Below are 23,737 nucleotides of genomic sequence, written 5' to 3' on the forward strand. Positions count from 1 at the left end.
GCTCCTCATTTGTCTTTATAAAAACATTTTACGGCCCAGTGAGCAAATTAGCTCTTCAATAAATCTATAGTCAGGGCGGCCGTCCAAGAAAAATTGGGCGCGCCGGCGGGCGAACCGTCCAGCGGATTGAAATATTCATAAGAACCGTGCTCGGCCACCATTTTCAGAGTCTTCTTTTTGAGTTCTTCGGCTTCGAGTTTGAAGCTGTAACGATCGAGTCCATCCATGATCAACCAGTTCATGTTGACCCAAGTTGGCCCCTGCCAATATTTTTCTGGATTAAACGAGTGCGAGATTGTCGGCACACTCGGCAGTGGGAAGTTGGTGCGGAACTGCGTGCGTTTTTTCATTAACCGCACTAGCTCTTCAGCGCGCTTTTGGGTGACTACGCCGGCATAAAGCGGCAAAAGCGTGGCAATCGTAGCTTCGTAAATGCTGTCGCCAGACAGGCAGCGGCTGTAGTAGCGACAAGTTTGCTCGTCCCATAAAGTGTCTAGTGCTTCCTCGGTGTGTTTCATGGCCTCGGCTATATCTTCGGGCAATTCTTTGCCGATAGACTTGGCAATGTCTTTCAAAAGTTTATTAGCTCTGATTAAAATGCAATTAAAAGCCAGATCTTCGAGCGCAAACTTAGGCTTGTGCGACAAAATGTCGTGGCTGTCGTAAGAACGATTGCGCAGGTGGTGCAGCAAAGCCCAATAAGCTATGGCATTAACGTTGCTCATGCGCTGGCCGGGCGGCACGTGACGGACGTCGCGGCGTACTAAATTAACCGGCCAATCCAGGCGCGAGACTTCTAGAAGTTTTAGCCACCAGGGCCAGGCGTGCTCACGGATTTCGTAAACTTCTGGCGGCGAATTATCCATACCAGATTCATAAGGGTGCAAAAGAATTATTAGACCGCTGTCGCTTGCGCGGTCCTTGTATAACCATTGATGGTAGGCCAGCAGGTGGGGATAGATTTTGGCATACCAACTGCGCCGATCGACGAGCTTCATTTTTTGGCCAACACGAATTATGGCTTCTGCCAGCATCGGCGGCTGGGTGAGGCCGCTAGTAATCACGCCGTTTGGGGCGTGCGGATTGAGCCAGCTTTGCCAAATATTATGGTCACGACGGTGGCGCGGATGCGGATCAAAAATAATGTGCGGCACCATACCATTAGCCCATTGCCCGCGCAATAAGCTTTCTATTTCTTGTTGAGCCCGTTCAACGTCTAAGTGGCGAAGGCCGATAGAAATAAAACAGCTATCCCACAACCATTGGTGCGGGTAAAGATCGCCGGCTGGCACGATGTAGTTGCCACGGTCGTTGCCATGAAGAACTGCTAGAGCGTGATCAAATAAGGATTTGGCGTCGGCATCATTCATGAGTAGAGTATATCGCTGCGAAGTATTTTTAAGCTGTTAGGTAAAAACCACAAGCATTATAATGTTAGCATGGATGCTAAACTGGCTGACCTAATAATTTTCACCATTATTCTGTTTAGTGGTTGGATTATCGAGGGATTTTGGTTTGATATTAAGCGCAAAAAACACCGCTTAAATGTTAAAAACTATTTGCTATTTTTAGTCGGCCCGCTAGCTTCGACGGGTTTTGCAATTTATAAATTAGGCTCAGCCGCAGTCTATATGTTTATTTTATCTGTATTTTTGGGTGCTCTTTGCGAATACATTGTCGATAGATCTTATACGGTATTTTTCGGTGCGCGTTTGTGGCGCTACTATCGCTATTCAATCAACGGTGATACGAGCTATTTGGCGCTGCCTATATGGGGGAGCGCCGGCCTGGCCGCACTGCTGCTCGCTAGAATATTTTTAAAAAGTTAAGCTTAAGCCGACTGGTGGTATACTTTTAAGAAGTTATGCAGTATCAAAATGAGCAAGTTGCGGCCGCCGCTAACAAGCTAAAGGCAGGACTAGACAAAGCTAAAGATAAGCGGGCTGTTTTGCGCGCGCCAGAACTAGCCGCCCTTTATGAACATTTGAAGACTTTGCCGACCGGCAAAGAACGCGGCGAATTTGGCCGTGAAGTTAATGCGCTGCGCGGCGAATTAGAAAAGTTGGTGCGCGAAGCTACCGAACAAAAGGTTGAGCTCGAGCCAATTGACGTAACGGCGCCGTTTGATACTAATATTGCGCCAGAAGACCGTCCGGGCTTATTACCGGTCGAGCACGCCAGCCAACATCCGCTAACAAAAGAGATGGAAGTTATTCTATCTATTTTCGAGCGCATGGGTTTTACGGCTGTTGAATCACGCGAAATCGATGACGATTACCACATGTTTACTAGCCTGAACTTCCCACCCGACCACCCCGCCCGCGATGATTACGATACCTTTATGACCGACGAGGGTTTGATTGCCCCGGCCCACACCTCTACCATGCAAAACCGCGTGCTCAAGGATCATAAAAAAGATTTAGAAAAGGGCAAGGCGATTGCCGCGGTGATTCCCGGACGCGTATTCCGTAACGAGGATGTCGACGCTCGCCACGAACACACTTTTTACCAGCTGGAAGGAATTTACGTAGACGAGTGCATCAATGCTGGCCACTTAGTGGCGACCATTAAAACCTGGTTGTCCAGCTACTACGAGCGTGATGTCAAAATCAAAATTCAGCCATTTTATTTCCCGTTCACTGAACCGAGCTTTGAATTCGCTGCGTCTTGTCCTTTCTGCGAAGAAAAAGGCTGTAACGTTTGTAGTTATACTGGCTGGATCGAGTTGGGAGGCTGCGGCATGATCCATCCGAACGTGCTCAAAGAAGCTGGCATTGATTCAAGCAAATATTCTGGTTTTGCCTGGGGTTTCGGCATCGACCGCCTTGTGATGCTCAAATATGACATCGAAGACGTTCGCCACTTCCACTCCGCCAACCTAAAATTCCTGAGGCAATTTTCATGAACATTGATGAGTTAACTAAGCAGGCGCTTGTGATTAAAGATAAGTATGCGCTCAAGAATGCCACGAGCGGCCATAAAGAATGGTCGGCAAAAGAATTTATGCTGGGTTTTGTCGGCGATGTTGGTGACCTGGCAAAGTTGATTATGGCCAAAGAAAATCTGCGACATATCGACAACGTCGACGCGAAGCTCTCTCATGAGTTGGCTGATAATTTGTGGTCAATCTTGGTCCTCGCCGAACACTATGGGGTGAATTTAGAAGTTGAATTTGCAAAGACTATGGGCGAACTAGAGAAAAGGATTTCAGCATGAAAGTTAGCCTAAACTGGATTCGGCAACTGAACAAAAACTACGGCACGAGCGATAGCTCGGAGCTTAAAGACGTTGATAAATTGGTAGAGAAAATTGGCGAGCAGCTCGGCGCTGTTGAAGAAGTTATAGACTTAGGCGAACGCTACAAAGGTGTCGTAGTCGTGAAGGTTATTGAATGCGTCAAACACCCTGATGCTGATAAATTGAGCGTTTGTTTGGTAGATGACGGCGGAGTTGTTGAAGGAGTTGAGAGGGCTGACTGGCCACAAGACACGAGAGCGAGTGCAGTTTCGGCACGCGAGCGAGCAGCGGAAGAAGCTGTAGGTAAGGCTACTGTGACTGAGCAGCGGAGCTCGCCAACCGAAAATGTGCCGCAGCCCGGCGGAGTTACTGGCTCTGCCAGTAAGCAGGGCGGGCGGTCTCGTGGGCTTGTGCGAGTGGTTTGCGGCGCGCCAAATGTTAAAGCCGGCGTCACGGTAGCTTGGATACCACCAGGTGCCACGGTACCAAGTACTTTCGATAAAGATCCGTTCGTGCTCGAAGCCCGTCCGCTGCGCGGAATTGTTAGCAACGGAATGCTAGCTAGTGCTAAAGAGCTTGGCATCGGCGATAGTCACGAAGGCTTATTGTTGCTCGAAGATAAAAAGCCGGGCACCTCTTTCGCCGAAGCTTACGCACTCGACGACTTTGTTATTGATATCGAAAACAAGATGTTCACGCATCGTCCGGATTGTTTTGGCATTTTGGGTGTGGCCCGCGAACTGGCCGGAATCAGTGGCAAGCCTTTCAAGAGCCCAGATTGGTACAAAGAAAACGCTCGTCCAGAAGAAGGTTTTGGCTTAGAGCTAAAGGTTGAAAACAAAGTGCCGGAACTCGTGCCACGATTTACCGCTATCGCTCTTAAAGACGTCAAGGTTGGGCCCAGTCCGGTTTGGATGCAAAGCTGCTTATCGCGCGTCGGTATTCGCCCCATAAACAACGTTGTCGACCTCACGAACTACTACATGTATCTGACCGGCCAGCCGCTGCACGCCTATGATTACGATAAGGTTAAAACTGGTATCCTCGGCGTGCGCTTGAGTAAAAAAAGCGAGAAAGTCGCGCTGCTTAATGGAAAGACGCTAGAACTAAATGACGGCGCAGTTGTTATAACTGATGGCCAAAAACCAATTGGTATCGGCGGTGTAATGGGCGGTGCCGAAACCGAGGTTGATGCGAATACCAAAAATATTATTCTAGAATGCGCTACTTTTGACATGAATCTTACTCGTAAAACAGCTATGGCCTACGGTTTGTTTACCGACGCCGTCACCCGCTTTACTAAAGGTCAAAGCCCATTGCAAAATCTGGCTGTCTTAACCAAGACAGTTGACGACTTAGAACGCTTTAGCGGTGCGGCAGTAGCCAGCGCCTTGATTGACGAGAAGTCGCCGAAAGTAAAAGAGCCGAAGCCTTTAACCACGTCCGTTAAGCTTATAAATAGTCGGCTGGGTGAAGAGTTATCCGGCGCGAAGATTAAGGAGCTTTTGGAAAACGTTGAATTCAAGGTCGACGTAGCCGGCGATGAAGTCGGCATCGACGTGCCGTTCTGGCGCACCGATATTGAAATACCCGAAGACATTGTCGAAGAAGTTGGCCGGCTTTATGGCTACGACAAGTTGCCGCAAATTTTGCCAAAGCGCAACCTAGAACCGGCTCAAATCGACCATCGCTTGGCATTCAAATCACATCTACGCAAGATTATGGTGGCTGCCGGCGCTAATGAAGTTTTAACTTATAGCTTTGTTAACCAAAAACTTTTAGAGGCGGCCGATCAAGACCCAGCTAGCGCCTTTCATATCCGTAACGCTGTTAGTCCGGAGTTGCAGTATTATCGCTTCGATTTACTGCCGAGCCTGCTTGATAAAGTTCGTCCCAATAAAAAAGCCGGCTACGATTTGTTTGCGCTTTTTGAGCTTGGCAAAGGCCACGCCAAAGATTACGCCGACGAAAATAAGCTTCCAAAAGAATCAGAAATGATTGCCATGGTAGTGCACAACCCTTATCTCAAAGGCGAGCCTATTTATCAGGCGCGCGCTATTGCCGATTATCTTTTGAACGAGTTGAACATTGATTCGCGTGAATATTACTCGCTGGGCGCCAAAGACTTAGAAAACTCCAAGATTTTTAAATTCTTTGAACCGGGTCGTTCTGCGACGATTTGGTCCGGCGGCACTGGTCTTGGAATAATAGGCGAGCCGTCACAAAAACTGCGTCGAGTTCTAAAACTTCCAGCCGGCGTCTCGATGTTCGAGCTCAATATCGAAGCTCTTTACGAGACCCAAAAGCCAAAGAGCTATCATCCGCTAAACAAGTTCCCGGAATCGTCACAAGATATTTGTTTGAGACTGCCGGCAAAAATTAGCTACGAAGAGGCTGATGATTTTGTTTGGGAGAATCTGCAAAAATTATCTAAAAAACAAGGCTATCTTTGCCAGATGGACACGCTCGACATCTTCCAGAAAGAGGGTGATAAAACTCACAGGCAAATCACCTGGCACATTAGTTTGAGCCATCCCGAAAAGACTCTTAAAACCGAGGAAGTTAACAATCTTTTGGACGAACTGTCATCCGCGGCTCACGACAAACTTGGCGCCGAGAGAATTTAGCAGCTTTATCCAAGTGTGAATATTCTGTAGAATAAATTGAGCATGAAGAGACCGCATATTAATAATTTTGGTGATAAATTACGCCGCGCAGGCTGGTTATTTTTAACGGCCTTGTTTATTTTTACTGGTTTAGGGGTTGGGGTTTACGCTTTTTACGCTAGCACTCACCAAACCGATACTAATCAAGCAGCCAACAGTACCACGCAGCCAAATAACACCACGGCTTGCTCGTTCAGCGGAGCCCAGAGCGCTGCGGTAATGTCTGCTCCGGCGGTGTATAAAACCTCAGGCAAAACCTCTAACTTACAGATCACTGATCTTCAAAAAGGCAGCGGCCAGACCGCCGCAAAGGGTGATTGTCTGCTGGTGAAATATTACGGCACAATTGCCAATACCGGTGTGAAATTCGACGAAGATTATACTCAGCCGCTCGCGTTGCAGTTCTTAGTAGGCGAGGGTTATGTGATTCCGGGCTGGGATCAGGGCTTGATTGGCATGAAAGTTGGCGGCGAGCGTCGTTTGGTAATTCCATCAAACTTAGGCTACGGTGCCAGCGGCCAATGTAAAACCCAGGACCCAAATAACCCAGAAAAGTGTGCCGACTTTGCTATTCCTCCAAATACCGACCTGGTTTTTGTCGTCAAACTCCTTAGCATCAAATAGGTTACTCATACTTTTGTATCGACAAAAGCATGCAAAAACTCTTGGCACATTCGAAAACGCGATTCTCACTCAACCTTCACCAAAAGTGAAGCTGCGGAACTCTCCGCTGGCTGGCGGATCAAACAGTCCTCGCTTCTGCTTTTGATTCACTTTTTGCTCGATCGGTTTTCTCGAGTGCCGAAAATAATATTTCTCGCCCAGTAACTACACCGTTAATGCTAATCGTGCCACATTTGAGCGCAATGCAAGAAGGCCACGAGAAGCGAGCGAAAAGTACAAAGATGTACTTTGAGTGAGCCTCGCAGTGAGTTGCCGCAGCAGTGTGCCAAAAGGCCATCAGAGCGGCTGGCTTTGCCAGTCGGTTGGGTGGCCGTTGTGGTTCGATTGAGGTAAAAAGCACAATATATAGTGTATTGACGCCTATTTTCCAGCGGGTCTACAATACATAAGGAGTTTAGGAAAACACCAAACAAAAACTAATTTAGAGAGGGTTATCAAGGATGCCTAAGAACATCACTGTATTTACAACTAGCACTTGCAGCTACTGCCCAATGGTCAAACGCTATTTGGCAAGCAAGGGCCTAACCTACGACGAAGTAAACCTGGAAGACAATCCAGAGCGCCAGCAAGAAGTCTTGGCCATGAGCGGTGCGTTGACCGTACCAGTCACCATTGTTACTCAGCAAGACGACAGTCAGGCTGTGATAGTTGGTTATAACTTACAAAAGCTCGCCCCAGCGGTTGCGTAGCTTTTTTGTGGCGCTATGCTGCGTCAGAGTCTGCGCTTTTCGCGAGCAGTATTGAAATAAAGCTCGTTGCAATGCTTAACTCTTCCTTGCGTTGCACTCGCCTAAAGCTTAATTTGAATATAGTTAAGGAGTTCGAGATGAATGCGTTATTGCTGGGTGGTAACAGCTTGAGGAATCAGGAATGGATTCACCGGGTTGGCGAAGCTTTTTCGCCTTTGTTCAACCATCTAAAAGTGCACGACTACAAACACTGGTTAGAGGGTCGCCCGAACATTAATCTAGCGGATGAGCAGCCGGTAATCGCTAAGGAAGCCGCCGGTCTTGGCGACTATGTAGTGTTCGCCAAGTCTGCCGGCTCAATCCTGATCGTTAAAAGTATTTACGACGGCTTGATATCTCCTAAAAAATGCGTCTTTGCTGGTACGGCGCTCGCTATGGTCAAAAACGAGAACTTGGATTTTGCCCGCTGGTTATCAGCAGTGGAATGCCCGGTACTATTTATTCATAACGGCGACGACCCGGTCGCTTCGTTTGCCGAGCTAAAAGAATATATGACCGAAAACGGTCCGGCTAATTTTGAAATGGTAGAATTGCCCGGCGAAACGCACGATTACGACGATTTGCCCGAGCTAACCGAGCTGGTTAAAGAGTTTGTTTTTAAGTAAGATAGGTTGATATGGAAGACAACAAAATTCACGATCTCGTTATAGTCGGCGCCGGACCAGCCGCTCTATCCGCGGCCATCTATACCTGCCGTGAAGACATCGACACTTTATTATTCGAAAAGGGCGCCATTGGCGGGCTGGCCGCCATTACCGACTGGGTAGATAACTACCCTGGCTTTGCCAAAGGAATCGCCGGCCTAGACTTATCCGAACAAATGCGCCAACAAGCCGAGCGCTTTGGCGCTAAGATCGAGCTTGGCGAGGTGATGGGTATAAAGAGCGAAAACAACCATCACATTCTAGACACTACCAGCGGCGAAATTACCGCCAAAGCCGTGCTAATAGCCACCGGCAGCGAGTACCGCCAGATTGGTGTGCCTGGCGAAGCCGAATATTACGCTCGCGGCGTGCACTACTGCGCTACTTGCGACGGCGCCTTCTACCGCGATAAACGAATCGTAACCGTGGGCGGCGGCAATTCGGCTGTTCAAGAAGCAATGTTCCTAACCAAGTTTGCCAGCCACATCGATATGTTGGTTCGGGCTGATAAATTCCGCGCTAGCGACGTTTTGCAAAAAGATTTAGAAAAGTTCAAAGATAAAATTACCGTGCATTTTAATACCACAACTGACGAGATTGTGGGCGAGGGCGGCAAAGTCACCAAAGTTATCGGCACCGATAAAACCGCTGGCAAAAAAGTAGAGTTCCCAACTGACGGCGTGTTTGTATTCGTGGGTTTAGATCCCAATACTAAATTTCTAAAAGACACCGGCGTGGAGCTAGATGAAGCTAACTTTGTTAAAACTGACCAGCATTTAATGACCAAAGTGCCGGGTATTTTTGCCGCCGGCGACGTTCGTTCCGGCGCGACATTGCAGATTGCCAGTGCCACCGGCGAAGGCGCAACGGCGGCATTAATGATCCGCGAATATCTAGAAAACCATCAAAAAGTATCAAAAACCGCCGTCCAGACTCTGTATGGCAACTAGTGTACAATATCTGTTAGAAACAAGGAGAAAAAATGGCTGATTTCAATCAAGTTCTAGATTCTGGTGATTATAAAAACAGCACAGTAAATACCGTAATTGAAATTCCTAAAGGCTCGACCAACAAAATCGAGTGGGATCGCAAGCGCGCTTGTTTTATGGTTGACCGCGTTGAACCAATTATTTTTGCCAAACCGGTAAATTACGGTTTTATTCCGCAAACGCTGGATGAGGATGGTGACGAACTGGACACATTGGTAGTTACTGACGAACCATTGCCAACCGGCGTTTGGCTGGAAGCCAAAGTTATTGGTGTTTTAAATTTCGAAGACGACGGGGAAGCCGACCATAAAGTCGTGGTCGTGCCAGCCGACAATCGTCAAACCGACGACTCTATTAAAAGTCTCGATGACCTTGGCGAGCGCTGGAAGCAGCAAATCGTTCATCATTTCACACACTACAAAGACCTCAAGAAGCCAGGCAGCACCAAAGTTCTGGGCTGGGGCGATATTGAAGCTGCCAAGCAAATTATTGCCGAATCAATCGAGCGCTACAAAAACCAGTAGACTTCTCTAAACTTGCACCATAATCCTAATGCTTTTACAATAAAGACATAGTTTAAATTTGAACTTAAAAGGATGGGCATTTAATTCATGAAGACAAAAATCGCAATTAACGGCTTTGGCCGCATTGGACGCAACGCTTTTAAGATCGCGCACGACCGAAGTGATCTAGAAATTGTGGCCGTTAACGACCTGACCGACACCAAAACCTTGGCGCATTTATTAAAACACGACAGCAACTATGGTGCTTATGATGCCGAGGTTGGCTACGACGACCAAAACTTAATTGTTAATGGTCAAAAGATTCGAGTGCTAGCCGAAAAAGATCCAGCAGCCTTGCCATGGAAAGATCTGGGCGTTGAAGTTGTTATAGAATCGACTGGATTCTTTGTTGATCCAGAGAAGGCCAAAGCCCACATTGCTGCCGGCGCCAAAAAAGTGGTTTTGAGCGCGCCAGCCAAGGGCGAAGGCGCGACTACTATCGTGCTGGGCGTCAACGAAGATAAATTAAAACTGGCGGGCGAAGTTATTAGCAACGCCTCTTGTACCACTAACTGCATTACGCCGGTTATGGCCGTACTTGAACAGCATTTTGGTATCGACAAAGCCATGATGACCACTGTTCACAGCTATACCGCCAGTCAAAAGCTGCAAGACGCACCGGCCAAAGACTTGCGCGAGGCCCGCAACGCGGCCGAAAATATTGTGCCCACCACTACTGGTGCCAGCATTGCGGCCGCCAAAGCTATGCCAGCACTTGAAGGCGTGTTCGGTGGCTTGAGCGTGCGTGTGCCAACTCCTGTCGTATCCTTGAGTGACTTTGTCGTGGTTACTAAAAAAGAAGTCACGGTTGATGAAGTCAACGAAGTCTTCAAGAAAGCTGCGGCTGATCCGTTTTACCAAGGTATTTTGGATGTAACCGAAGAAGAACTAGTTTCTAGCGACTTTATTGGCAACAGCCACTCGGCAATTGTTGATCTTAAGCTCACCCACGTTGTTGGTGGCAATCTGCTTAAAGTGGTTGCCTGGTACGACAACGAATGGGGCTATTCTAACCGCTTGGTAGAGGTTACCGCCGACGTCGGCAAATTACTGCAAGGCGGTGATTCTGGCGGTGCTCCAGTACCAGCTGCTGTCGCAGCTCCAGCCGACGCTCAACCACAGCCAGGGGTAGCACCGGTAGATCCAGAAACTCCAACACCAGCGGCCGAGCCAATGCTAGAGGCGCCAGCCGAAGCCAAAGAAGAGCTACTGCCGGCTCCGCAGCAATCCATGCAACCCCAAGCTGAGCAACCCTTCCAGCCAACTCCAGCTTCTGATTTCGCAGCTCCTGCTCCAACCCCAGCGGCATCAGTCCAGGAATCACCGACTCCAGCAGCAGCCAACCAGGCGCCAGCTCAACCATTGACGAATCCTAACGGTTCGATTGACGGTTTTCGACAATTCTAAGGCAAATAGCATGAATATCGCCCTAGCTACAGATCACGCTGGCTTTGAACAGCTCAAGGATCTTCAGGGTTTTCTAGAGAGCCTAGGGCACGTTTATACGAATTTTGGGCCGACCAAGCTCGATCCGAGCGATGATTACCCGGATTTTATCTTCCCGGCTGCCAAAGCCGTGGCGGGCGGTGAGTGCGAAGCCGGCATTATCTTAGGTCGTAGCGGGCAGGGCGAAGCCATGGCCGCTAACCGCGTAAAAGGTGTGCGCTGCGCTGTTTTTTACGGAACGGCCGTAGCGAAAAATATCGTTGACGCCAGTGGGCAGGTCAGCCACGACCCGTATGAGATCATCAAGAAAAGTCGCGAGCACAACCATGCCAACATGCTCAGCTTGGCGGCTTCTTACCTAACCTTAGAAGATATGAAGCAAGTTGTTAAGCTTTGGCTAGAAACACCTTATGCGAACGAAGAGCGTCATGTTCGCCGAATCGAAAAACTGGACAAACAATGATGATTAGCTTTGCGAATCATCAGGGCCTAGGGTCTAGGGTAAAGGGTCTAGAAAACCAGAGCTGCCTAACCCCTAGTCCCTATACCCTAAAACCTAAGGTAGCGGCCGGAGGCCGCGCCTGATGCCCTGGATTTGTCCGACAATTACCGCCGAGGATTTAGATGAGTACCATAAACAAATGGAAAAGGTGGCGAGCTTTGCCCACCGTATTCACATTGATTTAACGGATGGAAAATTTGCGCCTAGCCAAACCGTTCAGCCGGCAGAAGCCTGGTGGCCGGTGGGTATTAAGGCAGACTTTCATGTAATGTTTCAGAATCCTTTGCCAGCCGCCAAAGAAATCCTTAAGCACAAGCCTAGTTTAATAATCATACACGCCGAAGCCGACGGCAACTTTGAAGAACTTGCAGAACTTTGCAGAAGTCATGGCGTATCTGTGGGCGTAGCTTTGCTGCCCAAAACTTCTCCGGAAGAAATTTATGGCGCGCTTGAACTTATAGATCACGTGCTGATTTTTTCGGGCAATCTTGGCTACCAGGGCGGCAGTCAGGCCAACCTTAATTTGCTAACCAAAGTGAATATGCTGAGATCCAAGAAACCGAGTCTAGAAATTGGTTGGGACGGAGGAGCCAATACTCAGAATATCTCGCAGATAGTCTTTGGCGGCGTTGATGTAGTAAATGTTGGCGGTTTTATCCAAACAGCCGAAAATCCAGAACATGCCTATAGCTCGCTGCTTAGAATCGCCGAAGAAACCGGCACCACCTAATTAGCCAAAAATCTCTACGTATCTTATTCGTTCTAGCCGGCAAACTTCTACTTCTTTAAGGCCCTCGCCGGTTTTAGTAACACTTTGAGACGTAATTCCTATAACCGCAGGCTTATTGGTAGGCAATCGTAAATCTTCAAATTCATATTTTAGAGTTTCCTGCACGTTCGAATGAAAGCCAACGCCGAACGGTCGGGACATGCCCGTATTGATTCGTTCTTTCACCGGGCGGACTCCAAATACTGCCGGTCTACCCCAATCGTCGTAAAGTATTACGCCCAAACCTTCTTGTCGTTCGAAGCGAGAGACGGCGTGCAGTCCCTCTTCTGGATAGTATTCGTGGTCGGGCTTGGGAGAATATTGAATGCCCACCAAACCACCTCTAGAGAAAACGCCTTTTTCTGCGGCCTCGCTAGCGATGGCCAAATTGGCGTGAGTGGCTACCGTCAGCCTTTCTCGACCGAACTTAATAAAGGTTTCAACGGGTAACTCCGCTAAATCAAACACCTCTCCGTAAAGTAGTTCTTTAATGGGCTGCTTGGGCTTGGCGGCCCTTATCTCAAACACCTTAGCGATGTCTTCTGCCTTTTTCCGGTAGCGCCTCAAAACTTCCCCAGGGGTTCTTCTGCTATACTCGGCATTTGCCGAAGACAGCGGGAACCAGTAGCTTGGTTCAAATTCGTTAAGGGGTTTTAACTCGGGAGCGCTCATAAAAATATATCTTATAATAATATGACATATATGTAAATATCTACCCTCTTTGAAATAGGTGTATAATCTTAAGCAGTATGAGTCCCGTTAGAACTCACTTAATTTCCAGCCTCTGGTTATCGTTTGAAAATCAGTGCTTGCTTCAAGACGCGCAATTAACTTTGGAGGCTTTTTGAGTTCTAACGGGATGGGTGTGGCACCAGAAAAACTAATAGAATTAGAAGAAACCGCCAACCGCATCCGCGTTAATATTATTAGGATGCTAGAGCACGCTGGCAGCGGCCACTCGGCGGGCTCCCTTGGCCAGGCCGATATCTTTACGGCCCTTTATTTTTATATGTTGGTGCATAATCCGAAGAATCCAGATTGGGCCGACCGAGATATTTTGCTGCAATCTAACGGACATACTGTGCCGGTCCGCTATGCGGCCATGGCCGAGGCCGGCTATTTTCCTAAGCAAGAACTTCTAACTCTGCGACAATTTGGCAGCCGATTGCAAGGTCATCCGGAAAGAGTTCGTTTGCCTGGACTAGAGACTACCAGCGGGCCCTTGGGCAGTGGTTTAAGTCAAGCTTGCGGTATAGCGCTCGCAATGCGTATGGATAATCAAACTCATCGTCACGTTTATGTGACGACTGGCGATGGCGAGCTGGATGAGGGCAACATTTGGGAGGCCGCCATGCTGGCCGGCAAATACAAGCTCAGCAACATCACGGTAATTGTTGATCGCAATAACATTCAGATCGATGGTACCACCGAAAACGTAATGCCGCTCGAAGACCTGCACGGCAAATGGTCTAGTTTTGGCTGGCACGTTATGGAAGTTAATGGTAACGACATCGGCGCCGTGATCGAAGCTCTGCAGACCGCCAAAGCCATCACCGAAAAACCGGTTGCGATTCTAGCGCACACGGTTCCTGGCAAAGGCGTTGATTTTATGGAACAAGATTTTCATTGGCACGGTATTGCGCCCAACCACGAACAAGCCAAGAAAGCTTTGGCCGAGCTTAGAACTCTGGGCGGCAAAATCAGATCGGAGCACCAATAATGACGGATATGCATTTAGCGGCCGGCGAGCTAAAAAGTGAACCAATTCGTAAAGGCTTCGGCCTAGGCCTGGCCGAGGCCGGCAAGCGCTGGGATAACGTAGTTGCAGCCTGTGCCGATCTGACCGAATCAACCAACATGCACTTTTTTGCCGAAGCCTTTTCTTCAAGATTCATAGAAATTGGCGTGGCCGAGCAAAACTTAGTAACCGTTGGCTCCGGGTTGGCGGCAGCCGGCAAAATTCCTTTTGTCTCGAGCTATGCTGCTTTTAGCCCTGGGCGTAACTGGGAGCAGATCCGCACCACTATTTGCTTGAACGACCGACCGGTGAAAATCATTGGATCACACGCCGGTGTCAGTGTGGGGCCGGATGGCGCTACGCACCAAATGCTTGAAGACCTGGCTCTTATGCGTGCCCTGCCAAACATGGTAGTTATTGCGCCGTGTGACAGCGTGGAGGCCTACAAAGCCACGCTAGCTATGGTGAGTGATAAACGGCCTAATTACATGCGGTTGGCCCGAGAAGCCACTCCGGTGTTTACCACCGAAAAGACGCCTTTCGAAATTGGTAAAGCCCAAGTTTTTTGGCCGGGCAAAGACGTCACGCTCGTAGCCACCGGCACCATGACCTATCAAGCTATGGAAGCCGCCGATTTATTGGCCGAGCATAAAATAAAGGCCGAAGTTATTCATGTTGCCACCATTAAGCCTTTAGACGGCAAAACCATCCTAGAAAGTGCCGCCAAAACCGGACATGTTATTACAATCGAAGAAGCCCAGATCAATGGCGGCTTGGGTGGGGCGGTGGCAGAACTTTTGAGCGAAAATCTGCCAACGCCAATGATAAGAATGGGTATGCGAGACCGTTTTGGCGAATCGGGCAAACCAGAAGAATTGCTAGAGCACTTTGGCCTGACCGCCAAACATATCACTCAAGCTACCCAACATTTTCTATCAGATCATAACGGGCACAAACATTAGGAGGAAGAAATGCCGCTTACGCTTAACGAAATACGTGATAACTGCCAGAAGGCCCGTAATACATTTGCCCGAGCTCGCCGCGAACACTTTGCTTTGGGCGCCTTCAATCTAGACAACCAAGAGACTTTGATAGCTGTTTCTCGGGCAGCCGCCAAAAAGAAGGCTCCGGTTTTAGTAGAGGTCAGCCATGGCGAAGTCGAGGCCATGGGGCTCGATAATATTCGTGACCTAGTCGATAACTACAAACGCGAATATAACATCGAGATGTACGTAAACCTCGATCATAGCCCAAGCGTCGAAGCTGCGATTGCTGGCGTTATGGCTGGATTTGAGTGCATTCACATTGACATATCTCAAGCCAAGCACGACGCTAGCGACGAAGAAATAATTGCCGGCACCAAGCAAGTAGTGCAAGCTGCTAAATTTACGGGCGCTTTGGTAGAGGCCGAACCGCACTATTTCGGTGGTGGTAGCAACGTTTTCACCAAAAAATTCGATTATGCAGAGATCAAGAAAACTTTCTCAACCCCAGAAGGCGCAAAGGCCTTTGTGGACGAGACTGGTGTGGACACTTTTGCGGCAGCAGTTGGCAACCTGCACGGCCATTACCCGGTGCCCAAAAAACTCGATCTGGAGCTTTTAAAGCGAATTTGCGAGGCACTTGATTGCAATATTTCTTTGCACGGCGGCAGCGGCACGCCTGGACATTATTTTATAGAGGCTGTAAAAATTGGTGTTACCAAAATAAATATAAATACCGATATGCGCATGGCTTACCGCGAGACCCTAGAAAAGGTGTTGGCTGAAAACAAGACTGAATTTGCGGTTGTTAAATTAATGGGCGAAGTTATAGACGAAGTCGAAAAAGTCGTGCTGTCAAAGATCGATGATTTCAACAGCACTGGCCACGCCCGACCCTAACCTCTTGGCATAAGCAGTTTTGTGGTACAATTTAGGTAGTTAAGCGTGAGCGTAATAGAAAGAAAAATATTTTAATGGCGCAATCAGAACTAGACGTATTATCGGTGGGCGACGTCGTAATTGATGACTTTATCCGCCTGCTAGACAAAGAAGAAAAAGTAGAACACACAAAAGACGGCAGCGAGTGGCTGGCCATTCCGTTTGGGACCAAAATCCCGTTCGATCATAACGAGGTGGTGCCAGCGGTGGGCAATGCCAGTAATGCGTCGGTAGCTTTTGCCAAACTCGGGCTAAAAAGCGGCTTGGTGGCCAACATTGGCGACGACGACCGTGGCCGCACTATTTTAGACGCCCTGCATAAAGCCGGAGTAGATTCCCGTTTTGTTCATATAAACCATGGCAAGAAAAGCAACTATCACTACGTGCTTTGGTATAAAGATGAGCGCACAATTTTAATTAAACACGAAGAGTACGACTACCAATGGCCGACTTTCAGAATTAGCGATATACCACGTTGGATTTATTTTAGCTCCATCAGCGAGCACGCTATGGAATACCACGACCAAATCGCTGCTTGGCTAGAATACCACCCTTCCGTAAAAATGGCTTTTCAGCCGGGTACTTTCCAGATTGAGGCCGGCGCGCATCGTCTAAAGAAAATTTACGAACACAGCGAACTCATAGCCGTAAATAGAGAAGAGGCCACCACCATTACCGGCGGCGACCACGGCAATGTTCACGACTTGTTAGATAGACTGCATGCCCTCGGGCCCAAAATCGTGGTAATCAGCGACGGCCACGCCGGCGCTTATGCCAGCGATGGCGTTAAGCGTTTGAAGATGCCAATTTATCCCGATATCAAGCCACCATATGATAGAACCGGTGCCGGCGATGCTTTTACCAGTACCTTTGTGGCTGCCATCCTAAAAGGCGCCGATATTGAAGGCGCACTACTTTGGGCGCCCGTTAATAGCATGAGCGTAGTCCAGAAAGTCGGCGCTCAAGCTGGGCTTTTGACCGAACACGAACTAGAGCATTACTTAAGAATTGCTCCGCGCAATTACCATCCGGAGAAGTTCTAGCCATGAGCGACTTGCTGGCAACCCTTGCCGGTAAAGACGAGCAAGAGTTTAAGGATATCGTAGCCGAGCTAGAAGAGCGCAGCGGTTTCCCGAGCGAGGACGTCAGGCACCTATCAGAAACCACCCAAGCACTAAGGGCCAAAGTTGCACAACTCGGCTTAGACCCAGATGATACAACCGGCGAAGAGCTTTATTACGCTTTGCAAGCCCGCTATGAAAAGGATGCGGCTAGCGTGGACCGCGCGCTAGGAGTTAATGCCCAAACCTCATTTGCTGAACGGGCGCAAAAAGCTGCCGAGCTTGTTTATCACAGCGTTGATCTTAAAGAAGTCTGGACTCTGAAAAACTCCGCGGCCAAGAATCTAATTAAGCAAAATCCGCCTAAAAAATTGATGAAAACTTTGCATTATCGTTCCGTAGACTCTTTGCTTAAGCGCGAAGATATTGCCGCTATTTTTGTAAGCGCCGATTTGCTAGAAGTTTCAACTTGGCATAAAAAAGTTGAGGCCAAGCTCGCCAGACTTAGTTCGACCAGCTATGAACTCAAGCCTCTAAAGACGGTTGCTTTGCCAGATAAAATTCCTGGAACAGAGAACGCCTTCAAAGTGTTAGCAAACGGAGCGGTAGGTTCTATAGCTCTGAATCCTAAAGTTGGCAATGCTCCTACGTTAACAATGGCACTGCTGTTAATAGACGGCTTAGAAAGTCTGAGCGAAAATCGTTTGAGCCACAATTTACATAGGGCGCATCCAGCACTTAGCTGGTGGCTGGGCGCCGAGCACTTGCTAATGTTTAATGACGGCGAGCCGGTTTCGCTCAATTTTAAAGACGTATCGCATAACCATCTTGTTGGCGCGAATTACCAAGACCGTCTGCGCAGCAATGGTCACCATCTTTTTTGGGCAGGGCTAATGAACCGCTATCGCCAATATGTTGAAGAATTGCCAGTATCGGCAGCTGCCGCCAGCCAAGAAGTTACCAAAGCGTTTAAACCGGCGATTGATTTGGTGCCAGAATTGGTTGAGGCTTAAGGTGGGTAAGTATCAATTTTGTGTTTCTGGAGCGGCTAAGGGCCAAAGCGTAGAGCAGGGCAAAAAGCTGGCTCATTCTGCTGGCGAAGCCATTGCCCGTGCTGGTCATAGTTTGATGACGGGTGCCACCACTGGGCTACCTAACGATTCAGCCGAAGGCTACAAGGCCGCCGGTGGCAAGATGAGTTTGGGCATCAGCCCGGCTAGCACTAAAGTCGAGCACGTTATGAAGTATCGGCTGCCCATCAAAGCCTATGACTGCATCTTGTATACAGGCCTGCACTATTCCGGCCGCGATGCTTTGCTCATTAATTCATCCGATGCCGTAGTCAGTGTCGGCGGACGGCTTGGCACCTTGCACGAATTCACGATTGCCGCCGAGACGCATACGCCAATTGGAATTTTGACCGGCGCTGGCGGCATTGGCGAACAGCTCGAAGGCTTGATGAAACTTCTGCCAAACGCTAATCCTGACTTGATTGTCTTTGACGATGATCCAGATAGCTTGGTGGCTAAGTTGACTAAAATACTCGATGAGCTCCATAAACCCTACAGAAATCTATATGAGTAGGCTACTTGTGCTTTTAAGTGCTTAAGCTTACACTCTGCTTATGAAAACAAAACAAACAGGATTTGCATTCGTAGAATCTGTTATTATATTTCTTTACGTTATCGTTATCGGTGTTGGTATCTATCTAGTATGGCACAACGAAAATTCTAAAAATAAGCCTGCTGCAACTTCAGATCAGGCGTCAACTTCGTCGATAGCTACCTACACCGACTCGGCCGGGGCGTTCAGCCTTAAGTACTCAAACGACTGGGAATTTAAGTATATCGATCCGGCTGGCACCGACAGTCCGGTACCTACGCCGGATTATTCGAAACAAAGCCGGCCATTCACCCTGCTGCCGCCGCATAATCAAAAAAACCAACTGAACATCCAATTTGGCGCAGCCGATGCCATCCCGAACGATAAGGCCAGAGCCGATAAATTCCACACGATCAAAGAATTAACTATCAATGGGCAGCAGGCAATCCTCGACAAGCTGGTTTTTACCGGGCCATCTGCTGCCGAAAAGTACACGGACGATACGTACATAATTACTTCTGGCAGCTTTAGTATCAGCCTAACCTTCCGGGAGAACTACTATCATGATTCGCCTTACGAAAATTGGAGCGACAGCCAAGACCTAGCGGGCTTCGAGTCAATCGTTAACTCAATAAAAATTTCCGGAGCATCAAGCTCAGCCAGTCAAAGTGCTTCGTCCAAAACATCTAGCTCCAGTTCTTCGACCAGCTCCACTGAATATTTCACGATTTCGCAGTGGGGCGTTCGCGCGCCATACAGCGGCAACTTAACTCTCGAATACAGCCTTAATAGCAGCGATAGCTTGCCGTGGGTAGGAACTTTCAGCTCAACTCAGTTGGATGCAACGTCTGCTCAATGCGCGAATAAAACCTACGGTGGCTCAATAGATCGCTACCGCTCGACGGATGTCGTGAGATTGGCCGACGGTACTTCCTCGGGTCAAACTGCGGCAGAATACGCCACAACCTTGAGTAAGTCTGATTACGGCCATGCGGGCGACTATTACTATTTTTTCCAGCATGCCCAAAGCGCCTGCGGTGACAATCAAGCTTCGAGCAATGTCGAAACTCAAACAAACAACGCAGTCAAAGCACTATTGCCCAACCTTCAGGTCATACCCCAATAAGCCTACTCTTGTTACAATTAAATGATGGCTAAGTTCAGCTTAAAGAGTGATTATGAGCCGCGGGGCGACCAGCCGGCGGCTATTGCCAAGTTAACCGAAGGTTTAAATGCTGGTGAGAAAAACCAGGTGTTGCTCGGCGTGACCGGTTCTGGCAAAACTTTTAGCATGGCTAATTTAATCCAGAATACCCAAAAACCGACACTGGTTTTGAGCCACAACAAAACGTTGGCCGCACAGCTTTATAACGAATTTAGGCAATTCTTTCCGGACAATGCCGTGCACTATTTTGTTAGCTACTTCGATTATTATCAGCCAGAAGCCTATATTCCCCGGTCCGATGTTTATATAGAAAAAGACAGTGATATTAACGAAGAGATTGACCGTTTGCGACATGCAGCTACGGCAGCGTTGTTATCGCGCCGCGATGTGATTATTGTGGCATCGGTTTCATGTATTTATGGAATCGGTTCAGTGGAAGATTACGATAACATGGCCCTGCGCTTGAAGCGTGGCGAACGCCGCTTGCGCGATAAAATGCTGCGCCAGCTGACCGACATTCAATATAACCGCAACGATATAGATTTTCACCGCAGCACTTTCCGCGTACATGGCGACGTGGTTGATATCTTCCCGGCCGGCGAAGAGGCGGCTTACCGCGTAGAATTTTTTGGCGACGAACTAGATAGAATTACGCGAATTAATCCACTTACCGGTGAAATCGAGGCTAATCTCGATGAGCTGACCGTCTTTCCGGGTAGCCACTATGTAACGCCAGAAGAAAAACTCAAAAGGGCATTGGTTAAAATCCAGCACGAGGCCGAAGAGCGAATTGCTTGGTTCAAGAAAAATAACAAATTGCTCGAAGCCCAGCGCTTAGAGCAACGCATTAAATTCGACGTCGAAATGCTCGAACAAACCGGCTTCGTGAAGGGCATTGAAAATTACAGCCGCTATTTAACTAACCGCGAGCCCGGCGAGCAGCCAGCTACCTTGCTCGACTATTTCCCGGACGACTATTTAATGATTATTGATGAAAGCCACATGACTATTCCGCAGGTTCGCGGCATGTATCACGGCGATCGTGCCCGCAAAGAAGTGCTGGTGGAGTATGGTTTCCGCCTGCCGAGCGCGCTCGATAACCGGCCGTTGACGTTCAGCGAATTCGAGCACCACTTGAATCAAGTTGTTTATGTCAGCGCTACTCCGGCTGAGTGGGAGCTAAGTCGCAGCCCTGAACCGGCCCAGCAAATCATTCGCCCGACAGGACTGCTTGATCCAGTTATAGAGGTTCGTCCGGTAGAAGGTCAGGTAGATGATCTAATTGCCGAAATCCGCAGCACAACCGAAAAAGGCCAACGCGTCTTAGTAACCACTCTGACCAAGCGGATGAGCGAAGACTTAGCCGAATATCTGCAAGAGTTAAATATCAAAGTTGCTTACATTCACTCCGAAATCGACACGTTGGAACGCACCGATATTCTTCGCGACTTGCGACTGGGTGTTTACGACGTGCTGGTCGGTATTAACTTGTTGCGTGAAGGCCTGGACTTGCCAGAAGTATCCCTAGTAGCTATCTTGGATGCCGACAAAGAAGGTTTTTTGCGTAGTGAGCAAGCCTTAATCCAGACAGTTGGCCGCGCCGCCCGCCACGAAGAAGGCCGGGTGATTATGTACGCCGATAACATAACCGGTAGCATGAAGCGTACGATTGATGAAACATCCCGTCGCCGCGAGATTCAAAATAAATACAATAACGAGCACGGCATTACGCCGCGCGGCATCCAGCGTGAGATTACTGAAGGTTATTTGCCGCGGTCGGCCAAAGAGGAAGCGCCCAAAGTTGATCTGCGCAAAATCCCTAAAGACGAATATAAACATTTGGTCAAAGATCTAACGGCCCAAATGGATCTGGCGGCGGCCAACCTAGAATTCGAAAAAGCCGCCGAACTGCGCGACCTAATCGAAGAAGTCAAAAGCAAATTATAAAGTTTTTGTAACTTGAGGAGCGCTTGCTGCGGGGGTGAGAGTCGCCAATACTGACTCCCACCCCAACCCCTGAAGGTCTACGCCGCTTTTACGGCCTTGTAGAACTTCCACCCTCGTATGGGCATGAAGGCAAGCCCGATCACGCCGAGGACGTAGGCCATGAGCGACCCACTCCAGTCCTGGGCGCGAGAACGGTCAGGAAGGTTCGTCAGCATGGCAGCAAAGAATGCCACCACCCCGCAGATGTACCAGACCGCACCGGCGATCTGCCATCCGTGACCGCCCCAGAAGAACGCTGCCGCTTCGACGCCAGTAATGAGCACGGCGGCGAAGACGCTAATCAGAAGATCTTTCTGATGCTGTTGCATGTTTTCACCTCCTTTCGAGACGAGTCGATTTGCTCGGGGCTAGCCGGTGAGGACCGGGGCATGGCTGTCGCCTCGGCGCTCGATCGTGCTGACGATCCACATGGCGCCGATGACGACGATGACCGCGAACGCAATGACGACCACGGCGAACAGCCAAAGGGCGTCCTGCACGTTGTCGACGCGTGGCATTCGAGCGCCAGCTTTGTCGACCATGTGGCCCGAGACAAGGACCACGACGCCAATGATCGCCCAGAAGGCGGGGACAGCCCACCACGATAGCCGGAAAAGGCCGTACGAGACGGTGACTTCTGCGGCCAGAACGAACAGCCCGGCGAAGACGAACCATCTTGCGCCTAGGAGTTTCACTGCTTTCACCTCCTTCCCAAGGTGAGTCAGGGTTCATTCACCGGTGCCCAGAATGAGCACGATGGCGAACGGAACCGCGAACGAAAGGCCGCAGGCTTCCATCAGGTTGTGCGGCCACCCGAAGATGTAGTGCAATGCCGCGAAGATCGCAGACAAGGGCACTCCTACGACGATTCCCGCCGGAACTGCGACGCTCAGTACGCCCCAATCGTCAGACTCCATCTTCACCTCCTTCCGAAGGTGGATCTAGATTTGCTCCTCAAGTTGCGTCGGCTCCGTAGCGGAGCGGTAGCTTGACGCCTTTGGGAGCACGATAAAGCAAATTATACAATTTTTATAAAAATAGGAATACCAGGGAAGAGGGCAGAGTAGTCGCTTCTTGAGTGCCAAAGTTTCCCTTAGCTAAAAATCTAAAGACCGGTAAGACCGGCGCGCTCGCTCTTGAGCGCGCCGGTCTTCGGGAAGGTCTACGCCGTCGCCGGCAGCGCGATGCTTGTCTGCTTGGGACGAGTCGAGAGGAACACCTTCCTCTCGAGATACATCCTGTCGGCGAGTTCCATCGCTGGCTGCTCGATGTTGCCCCAGGCGTTGAGCTCGTTGACCTCGAGCGCGAACTGCGTCTTGCTCAAGGCGAGTCTCTTGACCGACTGGTTGGCGAACAGCGTCGCGATGAACTCGCGCACGTAGCTGTCGAGCTCCTCGAGCCGAATCGGTGCGCCACCGCAGGTCAGCTCGAGCTTGCCAGAGCCGGTGCGCTGAACGACGATCTCGTCCTTCTTGAAGTGGAAGTGCCCGACGACGGACCTCCGCAGCCCGTACCAGCGAGTGAAGTCGTCCACGCGCTCGAGCGGCATGCAGTGCTTAGACACAGCCTACCCCCCTTCTTAAGATGTTTGACTACTCTGCCAGTCATAAAGAAGCCCACTTGCCTAAAGTTAGCCCTATGACGCATTAAATCTTAGCACCGTTCAACCAGAAATATAACAGTGATATTTACCACGCTTGTTTGTTATAATTTAAAGAAGATTATGAGCAAACTTACCCGAGAAGACGTCTTGAAATTGGCGCATTTAAGCAGGCTGAAGTTATCTGAAGAAGAAATAGAAAAGTTTCGTAGCGAGTTATCAGGAATACTTAGCTACGTTGAACAATTAGATGAAGTGGACGTTGCGGACTTAGCGCCAACCTATCAAGTAACGGGTTTGAAGAACGTCACTAGAAAAGACGAAGTCAAAGATTACGGCTATAAAATTGAAACATTGTTGTCTAATGCTCCGGCCATTCAAGACAATCAGTTCAAAGTAAAGAGAGTTTTATAA

The 23,737-nt window shown here is 49.1% G+C and carries 27 protein-coding genes; 21 read left to right on the top strand and 6 right to left on the bottom strand.

The annotated features are described in order from the left end of the window. Positions 1 to 47: 47 nt before the first annotated feature. Positions 48 to 1,370, bottom strand: a complete 1,323-nt coding sequence (locus VFT49_00690) for a trehalase family glycosidase (GenBank protein HEU5004587.1) — start codon at positions 1,368 to 1,370, stop codon at positions 48 to 50. 69 nt (positions 1,371 to 1,439) lie between these two features. Here VFT49_00690 and VFT49_00695 point away from each other — a divergent pair, with 69 nt between their 5' ends. The 12 genes from VFT49_00695 to VFT49_00750 all read left to right on the top strand — a co-directional run bounded on the left by VFT49_00695 (position 1,440) and on the right by VFT49_00750 (position 12,210). Then, a complete protein-coding gene (locus tag VFT49_00695) occupies positions 1,440 to 1,829 on the top strand; it encodes a hypothetical protein (GenBank protein ID HEU5004588.1) in 390 nt (129 codons plus the stop codon). Between the two features lie 35 nt (positions 1,830 to 1,864). Next, entirely contained in the window at positions 1,865 to 2,905 is a 1,041-nt protein-coding gene (locus tag VFT49_00700) for a phenylalanine--tRNA ligase subunit alpha (protein HEU5004589.1), read from the top strand. Beyond that, on the top strand, positions 2,902 to 3,216 hold the full coding sequence (locus VFT49_00705; GenBank protein ID HEU5004590.1) for a hypothetical protein: 315 nt from the start codon (positions 2,902 to 2,904) through the stop codon (positions 3,214 to 3,216). The genes VFT49_00700 and VFT49_00705 overlap by 4 nt, the downstream gene beginning before the upstream one ends. Continuing rightward, positions 3,213 to 5,864 carry a phenylalanine--tRNA ligase subunit beta gene (gene pheT, locus VFT49_00710; protein ID HEU5004591.1) on the top strand — a complete coding sequence of 884 codons (2,652 nt, stop codon included), beginning with the start codon at positions 3,213 to 3,215 and terminating at the stop codon, positions 5,862 to 5,864. Before VFT49_00705 ends, pheT begins: the two co-directional genes overlap by 4 nt. Before the next feature lie 42 nt (positions 5,865 to 5,906). Beyond that, the gene (locus VFT49_00715; GenBank protein ID HEU5004592.1) at positions 5,907 to 6,527 is read left to right on the top strand and encodes an FKBP-type peptidyl-prolyl cis-trans isomerase; all 621 of its coding nucleotides are present in this window, start codon (positions 5,907 to 5,909) and stop codon (positions 6,525 to 6,527) included. Between the two features lie 500 nt (positions 6,528 to 7,027). Further along, positions 7,028 to 7,276: a glutaredoxin family protein gene (locus VFT49_00720; GenBank protein ID HEU5004593.1), complete on the top strand. Its 249-nt coding sequence runs from the start codon at positions 7,028 to 7,030 to the stop codon at positions 7,274 to 7,276. 137 nt (positions 7,277 to 7,413) lie between these two features. Continuing rightward, positions 7,414 to 7,941, top strand: coding sequence for a hypothetical protein (locus VFT49_00725; protein ID HEU5004594.1), 528 nt, complete (start codon positions 7,414 to 7,416; stop codon positions 7,939 to 7,941). Between the two features lie 11 nt (positions 7,942 to 7,952). Further along, on the top strand, positions 7,953 to 8,930 hold the full coding sequence (locus VFT49_00730; protein ID HEU5004595.1) for an FAD-dependent oxidoreductase: 978 nt from the start codon (positions 7,953 to 7,955) through the stop codon (positions 8,928 to 8,930). A 32-nt stretch (positions 8,931 to 8,962) separates the two neighbouring features. Then, positions 8,963 to 9,493 (top strand): inorganic diphosphatase, encoded by a 531-nt coding sequence (locus VFT49_00735; GenBank protein ID HEU5004596.1) that lies wholly within the window; start codon positions 8,963 to 8,965, stop codon positions 9,491 to 9,493. An 87-nt stretch (positions 9,494 to 9,580) separates the two neighbouring features. Next, positions 9,581 to 10,939, top strand: a complete 1,359-nt coding sequence (gap, locus tag VFT49_00740; GenBank protein ID HEU5004597.1) for a type I glyceraldehyde-3-phosphate dehydrogenase — start codon at positions 9,581 to 9,583, stop codon at positions 10,937 to 10,939. A 10-nt stretch (positions 10,940 to 10,949) separates the two neighbouring features. Next, positions 10,950 to 11,441: an RpiB/LacA/LacB family sugar-phosphate isomerase gene (locus tag VFT49_00745; GenBank protein ID HEU5004598.1), complete on the top strand. Its 492-nt coding sequence runs from the start codon at positions 10,950 to 10,952 to the stop codon at positions 11,439 to 11,441. 121 nt (positions 11,442 to 11,562) lie between these two features. Further along, positions 11,563 to 12,210 (top strand): hypothetical protein, encoded by a 648-nt coding sequence (locus VFT49_00750; GenBank protein ID HEU5004599.1) that lies wholly within the window; start codon positions 11,563 to 11,565, stop codon positions 12,208 to 12,210. On the opposite strand, the gene VFT49_00755 is transcribed toward VFT49_00750, so the two are convergent. After that, positions 12,211 to 12,921: a hypothetical protein gene (locus VFT49_00755; protein ID HEU5004600.1), complete on the bottom strand. Its 711-nt coding sequence runs from the start codon at positions 12,919 to 12,921 to the stop codon at positions 12,211 to 12,213. A gap of 172 nt (positions 12,922 to 13,093) precedes the next feature. On the opposite strand from VFT49_00755, the gene VFT49_00760 reads away from it, so the two are divergent. The 8 genes from VFT49_00760 to uvrB all read left to right on the top strand — a co-directional run bounded on the left by VFT49_00760 (position 13,094) and on the right by uvrB (position 21,684). Further along, positions 13,094 to 13,969 carry a transketolase gene (locus VFT49_00760; GenBank protein ID HEU5004601.1) on the top strand — a complete coding sequence of 292 codons (876 nt, stop codon included), beginning with the start codon at positions 13,094 to 13,096 and terminating at the stop codon, positions 13,967 to 13,969. Next, positions 13,969 to 14,949 (top strand): transketolase C-terminal domain-containing protein, encoded by a 981-nt coding sequence (locus VFT49_00765; protein HEU5004602.1) that lies wholly within the window; start codon positions 13,969 to 13,971, stop codon positions 14,947 to 14,949. Before VFT49_00760 ends, VFT49_00765 begins: the two co-directional genes overlap by 1 nt. 9 nt (positions 14,950 to 14,958) lie before the next feature. Next, positions 14,959 to 15,870: a class II fructose-bisphosphate aldolase gene (locus tag VFT49_00770; protein ID HEU5004603.1), complete on the top strand. Its 912-nt coding sequence runs from the start codon at positions 14,959 to 14,961 to the stop codon at positions 15,868 to 15,870. A 74-nt stretch (positions 15,871 to 15,944) separates the two neighbouring features. Then, the gene (locus VFT49_00775) at positions 15,945 to 16,952 is read left to right on the top strand and encodes a carbohydrate kinase family protein (GenBank protein HEU5004604.1); all 1,008 of its coding nucleotides are present in this window, start codon (positions 15,945 to 15,947) and stop codon (positions 16,950 to 16,952) included. 2 nt (positions 16,953 to 16,954) lie between these two features. Next, positions 16,955 to 17,983 carry a hypothetical protein gene (locus tag VFT49_00780; protein ID HEU5004605.1) on the top strand — a complete coding sequence of 343 codons (1,029 nt, stop codon included), beginning with the start codon at positions 16,955 to 16,957 and terminating at the stop codon, positions 17,981 to 17,983. Between the two features lies 1 nt (position 17,984). After that, on the top strand, positions 17,985 to 18,554 hold the full coding sequence (locus VFT49_00785; protein ID HEU5004606.1) for a hypothetical protein: 570 nt from the start codon (positions 17,985 to 17,987) through the stop codon (positions 18,552 to 18,554). 40 nt (positions 18,555 to 18,594) lie between these two features. Further along, positions 18,595 to 19,698, top strand: coding sequence for a hypothetical protein (locus VFT49_00790; GenBank protein ID HEU5004607.1), 1,104 nt, complete (start codon positions 18,595 to 18,597; stop codon positions 19,696 to 19,698). A gap of 24 nt (positions 19,699 to 19,722) precedes the next feature. Further along, the gene (gene uvrB / locus VFT49_00795; protein HEU5004608.1) at positions 19,723 to 21,684 is read left to right on the top strand and encodes an excinuclease ABC subunit UvrB; all 1,962 of its coding nucleotides are present in this window, start codon (positions 19,723 to 19,725) and stop codon (positions 21,682 to 21,684) included. Positions 21,685 to 21,761: 77 nt separating this feature from the next. Here the strand turns inward: uvrB and VFT49_00800 are convergent, their stop codons facing one another. The 4 genes from VFT49_00800 to VFT49_00815 all read right to left on the bottom strand — a co-directional run bounded on the left by VFT49_00800 (position 21,762) and on the right by VFT49_00815 (position 23,272). Beyond that, on the bottom strand, positions 21,762 to 22,052 hold the full coding sequence (locus VFT49_00800) for a hypothetical protein (protein HEU5004609.1): 291 nt from the start codon (positions 22,050 to 22,052) through the stop codon (positions 21,762 to 21,764). A gap of 39 nt (positions 22,053 to 22,091) precedes the next feature. Continuing rightward, entirely contained in the window at positions 22,092 to 22,427 is a 336-nt protein-coding gene (locus VFT49_00805) for a hypothetical protein (GenBank protein HEU5004610.1), read from the bottom strand. A 24-nt stretch (positions 22,428 to 22,451) separates the two neighbouring features. After that, on the bottom strand, positions 22,452 to 22,640 hold the full coding sequence (locus VFT49_00810) for a hypothetical protein (GenBank protein ID HEU5004611.1): 189 nt from the start codon (positions 22,638 to 22,640) through the stop codon (positions 22,452 to 22,454). A 245-nt stretch (positions 22,641 to 22,885) separates the two neighbouring features. Next, a complete protein-coding gene (locus VFT49_00815) occupies positions 22,886 to 23,272 on the bottom strand; it encodes a hypothetical protein (protein HEU5004612.1) in 387 nt (128 codons plus the stop codon). Positions 23,273 to 23,446: 174 nt separating this feature from the next. Between VFT49_00815 and gatC the strand changes: the two genes are divergently transcribed. Then, entirely contained in the window at positions 23,447 to 23,737 is a 291-nt protein-coding gene (gene gatC, locus VFT49_00820) for an Asp-tRNA(Asn)/Glu-tRNA(Gln) amidotransferase subunit GatC (protein ID HEU5004613.1), read from the top strand.

It is taken from the genome of Candidatus Saccharimonadales bacterium (assembly GCA_035758565.1).
GTDB lineage: Bacteria > Patescibacteriota > Saccharimonadia > Saccharimonadales > UBA10212 > DASTXL01.